Source organism: Meiothermus sp. Pnk-1 (assembly GCF_003226535.1).
GTDB lineage: Bacteria > Deinococcota > Deinococci > Deinococcales > Thermaceae > Allomeiothermus.
The window spans coordinates 21,652-37,969 of sequence record NZ_QKOB01000019.1 but is presented as its reverse complement, the minus strand read 5'-3'; the positions used below and the strand labels follow the sequence as shown (position 1 = coordinate 37,969).

Sequence of the window (16,318 nt, the reverse complement as noted above, 5' to 3'; positions counted from 1 at the left end):
CCCCCGCGTTTAGCGTCTGGCGTTTTGCGTATAGCGTACGACGTATACCCCCCACCCCTGCTCGGGAAGGGGTATTTGGCTTTCCTGGCCCTCGGCATCAGTGCCCCCGCGAGCGCTGCAGGGCCACGTAGAGGTGGTGTCCCTCGTGGATCAGGAAGTGCTCCAGCAGCTCCCCGATATCCATCGGGCCGAAGAGGGGGTGTACGCCGCTGCGGGCCCACTGCTCCTCAGGGAGGTCGCGCAGGCGCTCGAGGATCTCTAGGCGCAGGGGACGGATGCGGTTGATGATCTCCGGCGTCGGAAGTTCCATCCAGGCGGCCAGATCGGGGTCGTTATCGGGGGTGCGGCTCGCCAGGCGGGGGTTGTCTTCGGCCAGGATTTGCTCGAGGCGGGCCAGAAAGACCTCGTGGAACCGTCCCAGGTGGGCCAGGTTTTGCCGGGCCGACCACTTCTCGGGGATGGGGTGGGCGTCCAGGGCCTCTGGTGGTGCCCGGAGGATCAGCTCGAGGGCGGAGAGCTGCGTCTCTAGGCGTCCAAGGAGCGCGGTCTTGTCCATACGAAGATGCTACACGCAAGGCGGCAGAGTCCCTACAACCACCCCTTGGCCCGCGCTATCTGTAAGCCCTCCAGCCGGTTCTTCGCCCCCAGCTTGGAGAGGGCCTCGGAGAGGTAGTTGCGCACCGTACCCTCGGAGAGGTTGAGGTGAGAGGCGATCTCCTTGCTCGAAAGCCCCCGCTCGGCCAGCAGGAGGATTTGCCGCTCGCGCTCGGAGAGAGGGTTGGGCTCGGCCAAAGCCTCGAGGGCCAGTTCGGGGTCCACCATCCGCTGTCCCTGCACCACCGCCCGCACGGCCTCGGCGAGTTTCTCCGCAGGAGAATCCTTGAGCAAGTAGCCGAGCACCCCGGCTTTCAAGGCGCGCTCGAGAAAGCCAGCGCGGGCAAAGGTGGTCAGGATGATGACTTTGACCCCTGGACACTCCCGGCGGAGCTGGGCGGCAGCCTCGAGGCCATCCATCCCCGGCATCTGGATGTCCAGGATGGCCACGTCCGGAAGGTGCCTTCTGGCCAGCTCGAGCGCCTCTGCCCCGCTCCCGGCCTCGGCCACCACCGTTAGGTCGTCCTCTAGCTCGAGCAAAGCCCGCAACGCCCCCCGCACCAACCCCTGGTCTTCCGCGAGCAACAGCCGGATCATGCCCCTACCTTTTCGCGGCGCTCGGTCGGCGGCAGCACCACACGCAGGCAGGTTCCTGGCCCGTCCCCAAACAGGAGGGTCCCGCCCAGGGCATCTACCCGCTGCCGCATCCCCAGTATCCCGCTGCCCTCCGCGCCCGCCCTCAGCCCCCGGCCGTTGTCTTCTACGCTCAGGCGGACCCCCTCGGGAAGGGCCTCGAGGCGAATGGCCACCCGGCTGGCCCCAGAATGCCGGATCACGTTGGTCACCGCCTCGCGGAGCACCAGGGCCAGCCCGCCTTCGTAGGTGGGGGGCAGCGCAGGCAGGGCCTCTGGCATGTGTACCTGAATTCCGGCCGACTCGAGCGCTGCCTTGGCCTGTTTGAGCTCGTCCGCCAGTCCCCCCCGGTAGCCCCGCACCACCTCCCGCACCTGGGCCAGCGCCTCGCGGGCTATGCGCTCCACCTCGGCCATCTCCCGGGCAGCTCGGTCCGGGGCTTTCTCGGAGAGTTTGCGGGCCAGCTCGGCCTTGAGCACGATCAGAGAGAGGGTATGCCCCAGCACGTCGTGGAGGTCACGGGCGATCCGCTCGCGTTCGGCGATCACCGCCAGGCGCTGGTTTTCCTCGCGGGCCTGCTCGAGCCGACGGGCATAGCGCTGCCGCTCGACCATGTACAAGCCCGTAAGCCAAGCCAGTATGCAAAAAAACACCCACAGCAGCAGGGTGATGATCCGCCCCCACCAGTTGGGTGCGGTGAAAAGAGCCGCTCCGGTGCAGACCATAAGCAAACAGGCGATCATGCGCCGGGCAAGGGAGATGGGCTCGAGTTCTGCAGCCCGGCCTGCTGCCGAGATGATGAAGGTGCCGGTGAGCCAGGCGTTGAAAGGGAGCGTCAGCAGCCCCAGCAGCGCCATGAGCAAAATGTAGCCCACCAGGGCTCGGCCCCTGGCCGGGAAAGCCCGCAGGTAAACCGAGGCGAACACCCCTGCAGCCACCAGGCTGCCCACCCAGTTCAACCAGGTAGACCCCGGGTAGAGCAACGGGATGAGCCCCAAAAACAAATAGGCCAACGAGAAGTAGGCGCGAAGATCGCGCCTGGGTGCGCCCGCATCTGTCGGAGTTTGCCTCAGCCGGTCCATAGGCTCGCTGGTAAGCCTGCCTCACCTGTATGTTACTGCGGTGCTTTAACTGAAGCGCTGTCCTTGGTCGCGCTGGTAGCCCCACAGGGCTATGGTTCCAAAAATCAGGGTGAACGCCGCCAGGCTGAGGAAGTCTTGGGCCTTCCAAGCTTCCCCGGTCACCGCCCGCCAGACCAGCTCACCCCAGTGCCGGGTGGGGGTGAACTGGGAGAACTTCTGCACCACTTCGGGCAGGTTTTGCGGCGGAACCCACAGCCCGCCCAGGAAGGAAAGCGGCAGGTAGAAGAGTTGGGCCAGCGTCCCGGCCCCCTTGGGCGAGGCGAAGTAGCCGATGGCAAAGCCCAAGAGGCTGATGGGAATGGCCCCTACAACCAAGGCCAGAACCAACCGGCCCCAAGCGGCCAGGGGCAGGTGCGCCGGGGTGGTGAGGTGGGCGACGAGGGCCATTACCACCACGGCACCCGCGGCAAAAGTAAAACCGTTCAGAGCCCTCGAGACCAGGCGCACATAGGGCGAACCCGGTAGGGTGCGCTCGTACACCGCCCAGCTCGAGGCCCGATCGTTGGCGATCCCCACCGCGAAGCCGAAGAACAAGGCCCCCATCACCGCGAAGATCGTGAAAGATCCCATCAGGAAGTTGGCGGTGAGGGGGTCTTTGGCGTTAGGTGGCCCAAAAATCAGGAAAAAGACTGCCGGGAAGACGATGGATCCCACGAAGTAGCCAGGGTTGCGCGAGAGGCTCAGAACGCTGGCTTTGTATTGGGCGAGGATCAGGTTCATGCTGTGCTCCTAGGATTTGGCGGTACCGGTAAGGGCGACGAAGGCTTCCTCGAGGCTCACCGAGCGGACTTCGAGGTCGCTAAAAGGTATGTGTTGTTGCACCAGCTGACGTACCACCGCGTCCGAGTCGGGGGTGTAGAGGACGATGGTGCCGTTTTCGCGCTCGAGCTTGCTGACCCCTTCCAGGCGGGGCACCTCGGGGGCACGAAAGCGCACCTGGCGCAGCCCCACCCGAGCCTTGATCTCCCTCACGGTGCCTGCTGCAAGGATCTTGCCGTGATCGATCACCACCACCCGGCTGGCCAGGGCCTCGGCCTCTTCCAGGTAGTGGGTGGTAAGCAGCACCGTGCCGCCTTCGGCTTGGTAACGCCTGACCCCCTCCCATAATGCCCGCCGCGCCTCCACGTCGAGGCCGGTAGTGGGCTCGTCGAGGATCACCAGCTTGGGGTTGCCCGCAAACGCCAGCGCTACGGCCAGCCGGCGCTTCTGCCCACCGGAGAGCCCGCCGCACTGGCGGCGCTCGAGGCCGACCAGACCAAAGCGCTCGAGCAGTTCCCCCCGCGGCATGGGGTGGGGATAGTAGGCTTGCACCAGATCCAGCACCTCGTAAACCCGGAGTTCGCCCGGCAAGCCGGTCTCCTGGGGGGTCACCCCGAGGTAAAGGCGCGCTTTGGGCTCTCGCGGGTCAAGGCCGAATAGCCGTACCGTCCCCTCATCCGGCCTCCGCAACCCCGCCATCAGGCTGATCGCGGTGCTCTTGCCCGCCCCATTGGGCCCCAAGAGCGCCAAGAGTTCGCCGGGATAGACTTCCAGGCTCACCCCCTCGAGCGCTTGGGTCTTACCAAAACGCTTAGAAACCCTATCCAAGCGGGCCACCGCGCGGCCCTCGAGGGCCGCTGTGTAGGAAGCAGTCAGGGCTTGGGTCATCGGTATCCTCCTGGTTCTCAGGATGCCGCCGATGACCTTTTTTGCTCAGTGGAGAGCGTCAGACCGTCAGGGTGACGCTTGTCACCCGAGCTTCCACTGCACCTTCTCGCGCCAGTCGCCGCGCTGGCCCTCGGGCCAGGGGATGGACGGGTAGCCGACCATCAGGAAGCCCAACAGCTTGTGCGGGGGCTCGAGGCCCACAAAGCGCGCGGTGTTCTCGTGGCGCACCGGCATCCCCGAGGCCCAAAAAGTCCCCAGACCCATACTCCGCGCCACCAACTGCATGTTCTGTACCGCGCAGGCTACCGCCGCCACCTCTTCCCACTCGGGAATTTTGGGGTTGGTACCCACGAGCACCCCCAGCGAGATCCACACCGGAACTTTCCAGACTCGCTCCCGCTGCTGCTCGTACTTGGCCACCTCGAAAGCCTCGGGCGGGGTGCCCAGGCGGTAAGACTCGGCGAACTTTTCCCCCAAAGCCCGGCGAGCCTCCCCGGCAAACACGGTGAAACGCCAGGGTTCGGTCTGGCCGTGGGTAGGAGCCCAGTTGGCGGCCTCGAGCATCCTCTCGAGGTGCTCTTTGGGCACCGGATGGGGAAGGTAGTAGATCTGCTTGATGCTGCGGCGGTTGCGGATGGTCTCGAGCACTGCCCGAGCCTCCGCGGGGATCGAAAGGAAGTCGCTCATTCAGGCAAACTTATCGCACTTCCTTCACGTTTAGTTGTGTCTGAAGTCATGATCGCCGAAAGAGGGGCGCATCAGCGCGCCCCTCACAGATCGCCACTTTTGCTCAGCGGCTAGCCGAGGGGATGGCTAGGGCATACTTGGCCTGATCGTAGACCTTCTGTGCTCCCCGCTGCTCCCAGCCGATCAGCCAAGGCTCCACGGTAGGCGATCCCGAGCTGGCGAAAGTCGAGGAAACCCAGTTCACCAGCCCTTTGCGGAAGACTCGCGGGTCGGCCTGAAAGTATAGAGGGATCATCGCCACCTCCTCGGCCCAAATGGCCTGCATCTGGGCAAATAGCGCTTTACGCTTGGCGGCATCGAACTCTACCACCGCTTGGGTCCGCAGTTTATCGTAGTCGGCGTTGCACCAACCGCCGAAGTTGGTGCCGCGGTAGCCGTTTTCCTTGGTGGGGACAAAAATCTGTTTGCCTTCATCGTCGCGGCAAGCCGAGCGCACCCCGTCGTCTTGTAACCCCATGCTGAAGGCAAAGTGCAAAAAGCCAGTCCAGGCCCCATCCTGAGCTCGAGCCCGATTGGGCCCCAGCACCACCGCTGAGGGGGCGTTATTGATCTTGACCGCGATACCCACCTGGCGCAGGTTATCTTGGATGAATTGCTGAATGCGCTCGCGCACAGCGTTTCCGGCGGTGGTCTGGTACTCGATTTCAAAGCGCACGGTTTTGCCGTCCACAGTGCGCTGCAAGATGCCGTCCGGCCCCGGCTTCCAGCCCAGTTCAGCCAGCAGGGCGCGGGCTTTGTCGGGGTTGTACTCGTATCGCCGTACGTTGGAACTGTACAGGGGGTTCTGGGGGAACACCCAGGTGTGAGCAACCGGTTGTAACCCTTCGAAGAAAGCCTTGCTGATTGCCTCGCGGTTGATGGCGTACATCAACGCCTGGCGGGTGCGCTTATCTGCTAGGCCCAAGTTTTTTACCTGCTCGAGGTTAGTGAACTGGTTGACCTCGATGTGCTCAAAGAAGGGGGTGGGCACGAACCACACCTCGAAACGGCCCTCGGCCCGGCGGGTGAGCTGAGGAGAACGCCCTTGATCGAAGCTCAGCGAGACCCCCGAGGAAGCGTCAATTCCTCCACCCAGAATCGCCACCAACAGGGAGTTGGTGTTCTGGATGATGCGGTAGATCACCTTCTGTACGTATTTGTCGGCCCCACCCGGAGGGGTGATGAAAAAGCGCGGGTTGCGCACCATCTCAATGGTATTGCCGGGGACCCAGCGCTTGAGTATGAAGGGCCCGGAGTAGACCATCTTGCCCGCGTTGAGCGCTTGTGGCGAGGCGTACTGGGTGAAGAAGTTGCGAAACACCTCGGCCTGCCCGGCAGCATCGCGGCCTTGGGCGGCTGCTTTGGCCTTCTCCCACTCCGCGCGCATGATGTGGGCCGGGGCATACCCGATGGGGCTTCCGTCGAGGTCATAGAAATAAGCGGGCTCGAAGGTAACGGTGAAGTTCCGCTTGTCCTTGACCTGCAAGCCCACCCGGTCCCAGTAGTCGGGCGAGGTGGTAGGCACCCCTTTGGTCTTGCCGAAGTCGTAGTACAGCGCCACGTCGTCGGTGGTGATGGGGGTTCCGTCGGACCAGACCGCGCCTTCGCGCAGGGTGAGGTCAATCTCGAGCCTCCGCTTGCCCCCCGGCAGGTTGCTGAAGCGCACCCGCTTGTTAGCCACGGTAGGGGCCTCGGTGACCAAGACCGGCATATTCTCCAGATCGCGGCTGGTCTGGATTAGGGGGGGAAGTAGGAAATTCTCGATCTCCAACTTGATGCTCTGGTTGCTGATGGCGTTCACAAAATCCCCTACCAGCACCCGAGGTTCCTGTGAGGTGCCCACCACTAAGCTGTTGTCCTGTGGCCCAGCTAAGGCCATGCTGACCAATGACCCTACCCCGACGAAAGCTCGTATAACCCGTTGCTTCATAAACTCCCTTCCTCCTCAAATTTATGCCAGTATATAGAGCATATCCATTTTGTCTACCCCCGCCGATTGCTCAAGAGTTGGCCCCGCCGACTCCATCCCGACGATCAGCCTCGGTACGGGTTCTATCCGCCCGCCCGGCGAGGGGCCGCCGGGTCTGGCGGCAATCCGGCCAGGCGGCGGCGGATCGCCTCGGCCTGCACCTCTTTGGGGTAGGGGCAGTGGCGGCACCTCGAGCCGCAACAGTACCCCCGGCGCAGGTGGTAGCGCTCGGTGAAGACGTACAGGCCGTTCTCGAGGTAGTAGTCGAGCCCTTCTTGCAGTTCGGTCTTCTTGGACATTATCGGCTTACCCAGGCGTACAAAGGGGTCTCGACGAATTCCGGCGGGCCGTCCAGGTAGATACGCAACCCCGGCAAGATCAAGGTTTGCCCGATTCGGTCGAACTCCCAGGGATCTGCGCAGAGCGAGTAAACCAGGGCCTCACTGGGGGGGATCCCGCCCCGGATCAGTTTGGGTCCTACCGCTCGATGTAGGCGTTGGCCATCCTCTGGGCCTAGGCGGGTGCAGATGGCGCTCATGTCCCGCAGCACAGCGATGAAACGGGCCAACCTGGGTCCATCCTGGGTTTCCAGGCGTCGGACCTCGCCCAAATCAAGCACCAGCATCTGTTCGGTGACTTTGAGGCTAGCCATGGTGTTCGACCCCTGGGTTACCTCCCAAGACCACTATCGGCTGGCCGTCCACGTGGCGAACCCGCACCATTGGGCCGTAGATTTGATTTAAGAGCTCCTGGGTGATGGCTTCTTTGGGATTGCCTTGGGCTGCGATATGGCCTTCCTGCAGAAAGGCTACTCGGTCGGCCTGAAGGGCCAGGTTGGGGTCGTGCATAACCGTAAGCACCCCGATTCCTTGCTGGCGCAGCCCGGAGAGCAAGCACAGGAATTCGGCCTGGTGATGGAGATCGAGGTGGGCCGTGGGCTCGTCCAGCAGCAGGTATTTGGGTTTTGCGGCGAGCGAGCGGGCCAGCATCACCCTAGCTCGCTCTCCTCCCGAAAGGGTCGAGAGCAAGCGGTCGCGGAACTCGAGCACCTGGGTCTGTCGCATGGCCCACTGCACCGCTTCCCAGTCGGCTCGGCCCTCTCGGCCTAGCAAGCCCAGGTGTGGGGTACGGCCCAGCCGCACCACCTCCTCTACGGTGAGCTCTTCAGGGTAGGGGCCACCCTGCGGCATAAAGGCTAGGGTCTGCCCGCGCCGCCAGCTAGAGATTTTTGTCAGGGGCTTTCCTTCGAGCACCACCCTTCCTCCTTGAGGGTTCAGCAGGCCGGCCATCACCCGCAGCAAGGTGCTCTTCCCGCCGCCGTTGGGGCCCAGGAGGGCCAGCCACTCAGCCCTACGCAGCTCGAGGCTCACCCCACGCAGCACCGGCCTACCTGAGTAAGCGAAGGTCACATTTTCGACTCCCAAGGAGGCTGGGCCTGGCGCTTCCTTCGGGAAAGGGGGAGCGGCGGGCGATGCGGGGCTTGTGGCCTCAGACATTTCGTCTTCCCCTCCACAGCAAATACAGGAAAAACGGCCCACCCAAGATCGTCGTCACCACTCCCACCGGGAGTTCAGCGGGGCGGGTTAGGACCCGAGCCAGCAGGTCCGAAAACACGAGCAGCGCCGCCCCTCCCAGCGCGGAAGCGGGGAGGAGCAGCCGGTAATCCCCACCCACCAGCCGCCGCAGGGCATGGGGCGCTATCAACCCCACAAAGCCGATGATCCCAGCGTAGGCTACCGAAGCCGCCGTGAGCAAGGTCGCCAGGCCGATCACCAGCAATTTGAGCCAAGGGAGGGGAAGCCCTAGGCTGCGGGCGGTCTCCTCGCCCAGGCTGAGCGCGTTGAGGGTGCGCCCTAAAATCCACAGAAACGGCAGGGAGAAAAGCAGGTACAAAGCCAGCGCCCGTACCCCTGTCCAACCCAGGAAACTGAGGTTGCCCAGGGTGTAGGCCATCACCGCGCGGGTGCGGTCGGCGTCCTTGAGCATCAGGTAGGTGGTGAGCCCGGTCAGCACCGCGCCTACCACCACCCCGGCCAGGATCAGTTCGTGGGTGCGCAAAGCCCCGCCGGAGAGCGCCAGGGTTAGGGCAACCGCCAGCACCGCTCCGAGAAAGGCGAAGAGGGTTACGTAGCTCGGCAGGGCGGCGAAGATCTGGCTGCTCGAGTAGGCGCTGCTCAGGCTTCCGCCTAGGCTCACCGCCAGCGTCACCCCAAAGGCCGCACCCGCAGCCGAGCCCATCAGGTAAGGATCGGCCAGAGGGTTTCTAAATAGCCCTTGGAAGGCTGCTCCAGCCAAGCCCAAGGCTGCTCCTACCCCCATCGCCCCCAGCACCCGGGGCAGCCGCAGGTCGGTCACGATGGGGTTGACCTCGGCCCCACTTAGGGCCCGCAGCACCTCGCGGGGAGAGACATACACCGCCCCCTGCCCCACCCCGAGCACCAGCGCCACCCCCAGCAGCCCCACCAGCCCGAGGAATACCAGTGCCCTCGAGGCATACCGCGCGGACAGGGGCTGGCGCCCGGGTTTGGCGTTGATCATCGCAGCTCCGGGTGCAAGCAGGCGATCAGCAGCTTCAGCCCCTCCGCCACCCGCGGCCCCGGCCTCGAGAGCAGGTTGTCCGCTTCGCCGGTGAAGCTGCATACCCGGTTGGTCTGGATCGCCCGTAGCCGGGACCAACCCGGTCGCTTGGCGAGATCGGCAGCCCCCGGATGGGTCAGCACGATCACCTCGGGGTTCTTCTGCACTACCAGCTCGGGGCTTATCCGAGGGAAATCCCCCAGTTCCTTGGGAATGATGTTTTGCCCCCTAGCCTTGGCGATCAGCGCCCCGATAAACGAGCCGGGGCCGACCGTGTAAGGGGTAGGGTCAATCTCGAAGTAGACGGTGGGGCGGTCCTTGGCCTTGGCCGCACGGGTTTCCTGGGCGTAGATCTGTTGCTGGATCTGCGCCACGAGGCGCTCAGCAGCGGAAGGTTGATTCAGGATCTCGCCCAGCAGCCGGGTGGTGCGGAAGATATCCTCATAAGACTCGGTCTTGATGGTAAAGGTGGGGATCCCTGCGCGCTCGAGCGGTTCCTGTAGCTTGCCGTATACGGAGATGAGCACCAAGTCCGGCTTGAGCGCCACGATCTTCTCTGGGCTGGGATCGTACAGCCCCCCTACCTTGGGTAGCCGCTTGACCGACTCTGGCCAGTCGGAAAAGGAATCGGTGGCCACCAGCCGCTCGCAGGCCCCCATCGCACACAGGGTCTCGGTGAGCGAGGGCAGCATGGTCACGATCTTTTTTGGTTCAGCCGGGAGGGTGACCTTCCGGCCTAAGTCATCGGTGAGGGTTTTGGGGTATTGGGCAAAGCCGATAGCCGAGAGCGAACAGCTAACCGCCAAGAGAAAAAACCAGCACAACTTTCTCATGCCTTACGCCTCCTTCCGCTCGGTTCGCGCGAGGGCATGAAAAACGCCCCTGGGAGTGGGGCGCGGATATGCGATCTTCCCCGAAACTCCCCCTTCTTGCGAGAGGTGCCTTTCTTATCGGGCGGAAAGGCTTCCTGGCAGGTATTCGGACTTCGGGCGGTAACGGGTGGCTCGCTTCGCTTACCACCAGCCCCAATGCACCGTCACCGTTGCGCGACAGTACCGGAATGGCAGGATTGTCCTGCTTCACCGGATTTCCCCACTTTAAGCCTGAGCTACGCGCCCAGACACCAGGAATTTACCGAGCTGTACCCGCCCTAGCGGGCTTAGCCCCACCGTACACCCTTTACCGCCCCTTGACAAGGATCAACTTGACAAGGCCCTCACTTCCTCCTACACTAGCCTTTGCGTCTATCTGGCGCTTTATGCCGGGGTGGTGGAACTGGTAGACACGCTATCTTGAGGGGGTAGTGCCCGCTAGGGCGTAGGGGTTCAAGTCCCCTCCCCGGCACCAAGAAGGCCGCAATCGCGGCCTGTATTTTTTGGCGAGGGTCGAATCTCCCTGGCAGCCCCTGGGCTCGAGCTACCCCTAATACCCTTTCATATGGCCCACAGACCCCGACCCTCAGCGTACGTCGAACGAAGGGGATCGGTCCCCCGGGTGTACGGAGCTTGCTCCGTCCCGATTTTTTCCCCCGCGTTTAGCGTCTGGCGTTTTGCGTATTGCGTATGGCGTAGGACGTATACCCCCACCCCTGCTCAGGAGGGGGTATTTAGCTTCCCCGACCCTCGGCCTGGGAAAGGGATATCACGGCGGAGATTCAAGGGTTTTCCTCCGAGGATTCACGCGGAGGGGCCGCTTTCCCAAAGCGGCCCGCTTTTTTGAGGGCCTCCTTGAGGACGAACTCGATCTGGGCGTTTACGCTACGAAATTCATCCGCGGCCCAGCGCTCGAGCGCGTCGTAGAGCGCCGGGTCAATGCGCAGGAGGAATTTCTTTTTCTCGGGCATACGCGTAGGGCAAGCTGCCCCCTTCAGTACAGGGTTCCGGTGTTCAATACCGGCTGCGCCTCAGACTCGGAGACCAAAGCCACCAGGAGGTTATTGACCATGGCCGCCTTGCGCTCCTCATCGAGCTCCACCACCCCCTCGGCGCGGAGCTGGTCGAGGGCCTGTTTGACCATTCCCACCGCGCCTTCTACGATCTTCTGTCGCGCGGCGATCACCGCCTGGGCCTGCTGACGGCGCAGCATGGCCGGGGCGATCTCGGGGGCATAGGCCAGGTGGGTGAGCCGAGCCTCCAGCACCTCTACCCCGGCGACCTCGAGCCGGGTTTGCAGCTCTTGCTGCAAGGCACGGGAGATGCCATCGGGGTCGCCCCGCAGGGATTCTTCGCCCTCGTGGGCGTCGTAGGGGTAACGGCTAGCGATAGCCCGGATGGCGGTTTCGGACTGGATCGCCACAAAGTTGCCGTAGTCCTCCACATCGAACATGGCCTTGAAGGTGTCTACCACCCGCCACACCACCACCGCCGCGATCTCGATGGGGTTGCCCTGGGCGTCGTTGACCTTGAGGCGCTCGGAGTTGAAGTTGCGCACCCTAAGCGAGAGGCGTTCCTTGGAGGCGAAGGGGTTGGCCCAGTGAAACCCGGCAAGGCGCACCGTGCCGGTGTAGCGGCCTAAGAACACCAGCACTCGAGATTCGTTGGGTTGCACCACGAAGAAGCCGCTAAAGCACAAGAAGGCCACAGGCCAGCTTCCCACCGCCCAGGCCAGCTTGCCCCACAAATAGCGCTGCTCGAGCGCAGCCCGGATGAAGTCGTAAAGGTTGAGCCCCCCCCAGACCAATAGGCCGATCACCAAAAGCACGGCTAAAAATCCGTTGAGGCGAAAAGCGCGGCGTTCACGAACAGCTCCCATCATATCCTCCTGTAATTAAAATGATATCACTTCGCGGGGCTGTCAAGGGTAGCCCTCAGGTATCGCTGAGGCTGTGGGGCTCTACCACGCGGATTTGATCGCGCCCGGCCTCCTTGGCTTGCAATAGCGCCCAGTCGGCTTGTAGCAGCCAGGCCTCGAGCACTGCCGGCGAGGACGGGACCCGCCCCCCGGTGATCCCGGCCGAGAGGGTAAAAGCCCAAGGGATAGGCTCTACCCGCACCGCCCGCAGCTCCTCCTGAATGCGCCGCAGGACCAGATGGGCGTCCTTGAGGCCCGCGCCGTAGAGGAGCAGGGCGAATTCCTCTCCTCCCCAGCGCACCGCCAGATCCTCCGAGCGCAGATGGCGGCGCAGCACGCCCGCCAAAGCTTGCAACACCCGGTCGCCGTTATCGTGGCCGTAATGGTCGTTGACCCGTTTGAAATGGTCGAGGTCGAGCATGGCCACGCTGATGGGTTTGCCGTTATGCCGGGCCAGGTTCATCAGCCTAGGGATGTGCCGCTCGAGCCCTCGGCGGTTTAGCAGCCCGGTGAGCGGATCGGTGATGGCCTGGGTGCGCCACTCGATCAGGGCCAAGGTCTGCCGCAGCCGTTGGACAAGAAGCGGGGTGAGGGCCTCGAGGTTATCGCGCTCCTCGAGCGGCTGGCTGAAGTATAGGGTAACTTGGACGTCTACCCGGCCTTCGCCGGGAAAGCTTTTGGTAGAGCCCAGCGAAAAGCTGTGGCGGTGGTCGGTTTTCTTCCCTACGCGCATCTTAAAGTCGCTGCGCAGCCCGATGCCTACCAGGGTGGGGAAGAACGGCTTCAAAGCGGCGAGCACCTCGGCCAGGATGTTCTGTGGGGAGAGGGTCTGATGGGTGGGGGCAATCCGGTATAGCTGTTCGAGGAGCTTGACCCAATTCCTGAGCTGGGTTTCGGCCTGTAGGCGGCGGTTGCGATCGGCCACTAGAAACCCCATAGCGCCCAGAAAAGCCAGGTAGCCGCTCAGGATGAGGGCCGGGACCGGGCTAGACCCGAAGTTTGGCGGGAGATCTGGCCAGAGCATCCGCCAGCTCACCAAAAGCCCCGCCATTCCCAGCGCCGCTAGCCATAGCCCCAGCGGGCGCGGGCGGGCCTCGAGGTATCCGCCCAGGGCCATAAAGGTATACCCGAGCACGAAATTAAAGTGCACGAAACTCAGTTCTGCACCTAACCAGGCGACCAGGTAAGCGGATAGGGCGGCGATCAAGAGCCCGATAATCCATAGCAACCGTCCTTCGGGGGTGCTTCCTTGTAGGGCGGCATCGGTGTGAAACATCGTCAGGACGAGCAGGCTCAGGATGATGGGGGTATAGCCCAGCAGGACCTTGGGGTCGGGGTTGAGCAAGCTCAGCCCGGCCATCATGGCGACCAAGGGAAGGTGGAACCACAGGCTCAGCCGGGGGAAGCGCCGCCCAGGCAGGCGGAGTAAGGTATAAGTCCAGGCCAGAAACCCCGCCAGGGCAGCCCCGTCCGCCCAGGAAGAGATCGGGCTTTGCCCGCTCCAATGCCCATACGCCCGGCCTGCCTCTGCAGCGGCGAACAGCGCATGCCCCAGTGCGGCCCCGCGCCAGTTCTGCCCCGCCCGCCCCAACAAGATCGCCCCCACCAGGGCAGCTAAGGCGGGGGTTACGAGCCGCACCACCGATCGGGTGGGCTCGAGGAAGCTTCCCAGCAGGATCAGCGCCAGGGTCAGGGTTAGCCAGGGCACGAGTCGATTCTATGGGCCAGCTAAAAACGAAACTTAAACTGCCGACCCGGCGTAGGCTAGGGGGTAGGGCGGGCTTGGCCCACCAGGGCCTCGAGCGCCGTGCGCAAAACTGCGATCCCCTTGAGAAACTCGGGGATCTCTACGTGTTCGATCGGGGTGTGATCCAAGACCGAGTCACCGGGGCCGTAGGCCACCATGGGGACCGTCCAGTGGGGGGCCAACACGTTCATGTCGCAGGTCCCGGTTTTGTACTTGAAGACCGGGGTTCCCCCCTGCGCGCGGATCCCCACCCGCATGGCCCGGGTGAGGGGGGTATCCTTGGGGCCCACGTAGGGCACCTCGCGTCCGGAGAAATCGAGGTCGATGGTGGGGGGGGCGTAGGCCGTCAGATGGCGGATGGCTTCTTCGGGGTGGAGCCGGGGTGGGAGCCGGAGGTCGAAGAGCATCTCGGCCTTCTGCTTGAGTTCGGCAGGTTGAATGCGGAAGTCGCGCAGGGTGTACTGCACTTGATCAAAAGCCCGTGCCCCCACGTTCATGGCCTCTGCCCAAGCCTTGATGCTGGTGAAGTAGCTGATGAGTTCTTCGGCGGCGTTAGCCTCCTGGTGGGCGGAGTGGAAGTGGTCTTTCTCTCGCCGGGCCCGCACCAGCAGGCGGCCTTTGTATCCCAGGGTGATCCCCTGCCAGCCGGAGGGCTCCCCGATGATTACATAATCCGGCTTGAGCTTGTCGGCCACGTAACGGGCCCCTTTGGAGCTGGGGGCTTCCTCCTCGGTGGCGCCGACGAGGTGAAAGGTGGCGGCCTCGAGCGCGCTTTTCGGCAGCCCCGCCACCGCCAGCACAAATGCCACAAAGGGCCCTTTGGCGTCCACCGCTCCTCGCCCGAAGAGCTTCTCTCCCTCCAGGCGTACCGGCACCACCCCGGCTACGGTGTCGATGTGCCCCAAAAGCACCACCTGTAAGGGGCCATGGCCCCGTACCCCGCGGGCGTTGTCGGCTTCGTCTACCCAGGCTTTCATCCCCAGCCGTTCCATCTCCGCCGCTAGGTACTCGGCGACCTCGCGCTCGGCGCCGGAGGGGCTGGGGATCTCCAGGGCGCGGCGCAAGAATTCGACCGGTTCGAGGTGAGGGGCTGTCATCTCAGTCTTTGGGGTTCCAGCGCAACACCGCCCGTACGGCCTCCACCACCCGCTCGAGGTCCTCCTTGCTGATGACCAAAGGCGGTAGGAAGCGGATCACGGTAGGTCCGGCAGCCAGGGTGAGGACTCGGTGCTCGCGCTCGAGACGGGTGATGTAGGGGGCGGACTTCTCTTTGAGCTCGAGGCCGACCATGAGCCCCAACCCCCGCACCTCGCGCACCTTGGGCGAGCCGATCTGGCGCAGCTCCTCCATGAACCAAGGGCCCAGTTCGGCGGCCCGTTCCCACAGCCGGGTACTCTCGAGGTAGCCGATGGCCGCTACCCCCGCCGCCATCGCCAGCGGGTTTCCTCCGAAGGTTCCGCCGTGCCCGCCCTTGGGCATGGCGTTGGCGATGCTATCGGTCATCACCGCTGCCCCGATGGGTACCCCGCCCCCTAGGGCCTTGGCCATGGTCACAATGTCCGGCACCACCCCGAAGTGCTCGAACCCCCAGCGCTTCCCGGTGCGCCCCATCCCGGTCTGGATCTCGTCGAGGATCAGCAGCGCTCCCCGCTCCTGGGTAACCTGGCGGGCCGCCTGCAAAAACTCAGGGGTCGCCGGACGCACCCCACCTTCGCCCTGGACGGGCTCGAGGAGGACCGCTGCGGTGTTTGTGTCCACCGCCTCGCGCAGGGCCTCGAGGTTGTTGTAGGGGACGAAGACCACCTCGTGGCCGTAGGGCCCAAAGGGCTCGCGGTACTTGGGTTCGTAGGTGAGGGCCACCGAGCCCAAAGTGCGTCCCGAGAAGCCCCGCATGGCCGCTACGAACTTGCGTTTTCCGGTGGCCATCATGGCGAATTTGAGCGCCGCTTCGTTGGCCTCGGTGCCGGAGTTGCAAGGGAAGACCCGGCGGAGTTCTTTAGGCAGGATGCCGGTAAGGGCGGCGTAGAACTCGGCCCGCCGATCGTTGGGGAGGGTTTGGGGCAGCACCATCAGGGTCTCGGCTTGCTTTTTCACCGCCTCGACCACGGCGGGGTTGGAATGCCCCAGGTTGGCTACCCCATAGCCGCCCACGCAGTCGATGTATTCGTTTCCCTCCGAGTCCCAGACGTGGGCTCCTTTGCCCCGCACGATCACCACGTCGTGCTTGTTGTACACCCCGGAATCGTGCTGCTTTTCGACCTCGAGCCAATTGGTGATGGTTTGCATGGTTCCTCTCCTCGCTCCGCTCGGCGAAAATACGCCTTCATTCTACTGCCGAAAAAAACCGGCCTGCTCGTGGAACAGGCCGGGGAGGTGTAGCGCGTGGCTAACCCGATCCCCGGTGTCTAGGTTTACGCGAGCGCGGCAGCATTGTGCCAAGCCTACGGGGCGGGCGGCGCCCTTGTCAACCCTGGCGGGAATACGCGTTTAGTC

General features: G+C 63.8%; 17 protein-coding genes, 1 tRNA gene and 1 riboswitch. Of the genes, 1 reads left to right on the top strand and 17 read right to left on the bottom strand.

The window, feature by feature from the left end; translation table 11 throughout:
* Positions 1 to 97 precede the first annotated feature (97 nt).
* The 12 genes from DNA98_RS16370 to DNA98_RS16315 form a co-directional block, all read right to left on the bottom strand.
* Positions 98 to 556 (bottom strand): DinB family protein, encoded by a 459-nt coding sequence (locus DNA98_RS16370; protein ID WP_110532462.1) that lies wholly within the window; start codon positions 554 to 556, stop codon positions 98 to 100.
* A 32-nt stretch (positions 557 to 588) separates the two neighbouring features.
* Positions 589 to 1,191, bottom strand: a complete 603-nt coding sequence (locus DNA98_RS16365) for a response regulator transcription factor (protein ID WP_110532461.1) — start codon at positions 1,189 to 1,191, stop codon at positions 589 to 591.
* The gene (locus DNA98_RS16360; RefSeq protein ID WP_110532460.1) at positions 1,188 to 2,309 is read right to left on the bottom strand and encodes a sensor histidine kinase; all 1,122 of its coding nucleotides are present in this window, start codon (positions 2,307 to 2,309) and stop codon (positions 1,188 to 1,190) included. Before DNA98_RS16360 ends, DNA98_RS16365 begins: the two co-directional genes overlap by 4 nt.
* A gap of 45 nt (positions 2,310 to 2,354) precedes the next feature.
* The gene (locus DNA98_RS16355) at positions 2,355 to 3,089 is read right to left on the bottom strand and encodes an ABC transporter permease (RefSeq protein WP_110532459.1); all 735 of its coding nucleotides are present in this window, start codon (positions 3,087 to 3,089) and stop codon (positions 2,355 to 2,357) included.
* Positions 3,090 to 3,098: 9 nt separating this feature from the next.
* Positions 3,099 to 4,016 (bottom strand): ABC transporter ATP-binding protein, encoded by a 918-nt coding sequence (locus DNA98_RS16350; RefSeq protein ID WP_110532458.1) that lies wholly within the window; start codon positions 4,014 to 4,016, stop codon positions 3,099 to 3,101.
* Between the two features lie 81 nt (positions 4,017 to 4,097).
* On the bottom strand, positions 4,098 to 4,703 hold the full coding sequence (locus tag DNA98_RS16345) for a nitroreductase (protein WP_110532457.1): 606 nt from the start codon (positions 4,701 to 4,703) through the stop codon (positions 4,098 to 4,100).
* A gap of 103 nt (positions 4,704 to 4,806) precedes the next feature.
* Positions 4,807 to 6,672, bottom strand: a complete 1,866-nt coding sequence (locus tag DNA98_RS16340) for a peptide ABC transporter substrate-binding protein (RefSeq protein WP_110532456.1) — start codon at positions 6,670 to 6,672, stop codon at positions 4,807 to 4,809.
* Positions 6,673 to 6,794: 122 nt separating this feature from the next.
* Positions 6,795 to 7,010, bottom strand: coding sequence for a DUF5522 domain-containing protein (locus tag DNA98_RS16335; protein ID WP_110532455.1), 216 nt, complete (start codon positions 7,008 to 7,010; stop codon positions 6,795 to 6,797).
* A complete protein-coding gene (locus tag DNA98_RS16330; RefSeq protein ID WP_110532454.1) occupies positions 7,010 to 7,363 on the bottom strand; it encodes a hypothetical protein in 354 nt (117 codons plus the stop codon). The genes DNA98_RS16335 and DNA98_RS16330 overlap by 1 nt, the downstream gene beginning before the upstream one ends.
* Positions 7,356 to 8,207, bottom strand: coding sequence for an ABC transporter ATP-binding protein (locus tag DNA98_RS16325; protein ID WP_110532453.1), 852 nt, complete (start codon positions 8,205 to 8,207; stop codon positions 7,356 to 7,358). Before DNA98_RS16325 ends, DNA98_RS16330 begins: the two co-directional genes overlap by 8 nt.
* Complete coding sequence (locus tag DNA98_RS16320) at positions 8,200 to 9,249, bottom strand: iron ABC transporter permease (RefSeq protein WP_110532452.1); 1,050 nt, start codon at positions 9,247 to 9,249, stop codon at positions 8,200 to 8,202. The genes DNA98_RS16325 and DNA98_RS16320 overlap by 8 nt, the downstream gene beginning before the upstream one ends.
* On the bottom strand, positions 9,246 to 10,121 hold the full coding sequence (locus tag DNA98_RS16315) for an ABC transporter substrate-binding protein (protein WP_110532451.1): 876 nt from the start codon (positions 10,119 to 10,121) through the stop codon (positions 9,246 to 9,248). The genes DNA98_RS16320 and DNA98_RS16315 overlap by 4 nt, the downstream gene beginning before the upstream one ends.
* 118 nt (positions 10,122 to 10,239) lie before the next feature.
* A riboswitch (cobalamin riboswitch) is annotated at positions 10,240 to 10,431 on the bottom strand.
* A gap of 117 nt (positions 10,432 to 10,548) precedes the next feature.
* Here DNA98_RS16315 and DNA98_RS16310 point away from each other — a divergent pair.
* Positions 10,549 to 10,635, top strand: a tRNA-Leu gene (locus DNA98_RS16310).
* Positions 10,636 to 10,942: 307 nt separating this feature from the next.
* Here DNA98_RS16310 and DNA98_RS16305 read toward each other — a convergent pair.
* From DNA98_RS16305 to lysJ, 5 genes are read right to left on the bottom strand one after another with little or no spacing between them, the layout of a single operon-like run.
* On the bottom strand, positions 10,943 to 11,131 hold the full coding sequence (locus DNA98_RS16305) for an Arc family DNA-binding protein (RefSeq protein ID WP_110532450.1): 189 nt from the start codon (positions 11,129 to 11,131) through the stop codon (positions 10,943 to 10,945).
* Between the two features lie 23 nt (positions 11,132 to 11,154).
* Positions 11,155 to 12,039: an SPFH domain-containing protein gene (locus tag DNA98_RS16300; protein WP_110532465.1), complete on the bottom strand. Its 885-nt coding sequence runs from the start codon at positions 12,037 to 12,039 to the stop codon at positions 11,155 to 11,157.
* 55 nt (positions 12,040 to 12,094) lie between these two features.
* Entirely contained in the window at positions 12,095 to 13,786 is a 1,692-nt protein-coding gene (locus DNA98_RS16295) for a diguanylate cyclase (RefSeq protein ID WP_110532449.1), read from the bottom strand.
* A gap of 56 nt (positions 13,787 to 13,842) precedes the next feature.
* On the bottom strand, positions 13,843 to 14,922 hold the full coding sequence (locus DNA98_RS16290; protein WP_110532448.1) for a [LysW]-lysine hydrolase: 1,080 nt from the start codon (positions 14,920 to 14,922) through the stop codon (positions 13,843 to 13,845).
* Position 14,923: 1 nt separating this feature from the next.
* Complete coding sequence (gene lysJ / locus DNA98_RS16285) at positions 14,924 to 16,111, bottom strand: [LysW]-aminoadipate semialdehyde transaminase LysJ (protein WP_110532447.1); 1,188 nt, start codon at positions 16,109 to 16,111, stop codon at positions 14,924 to 14,926.
* Positions 16,112 to 16,318 lie beyond the last annotated feature (207 nt).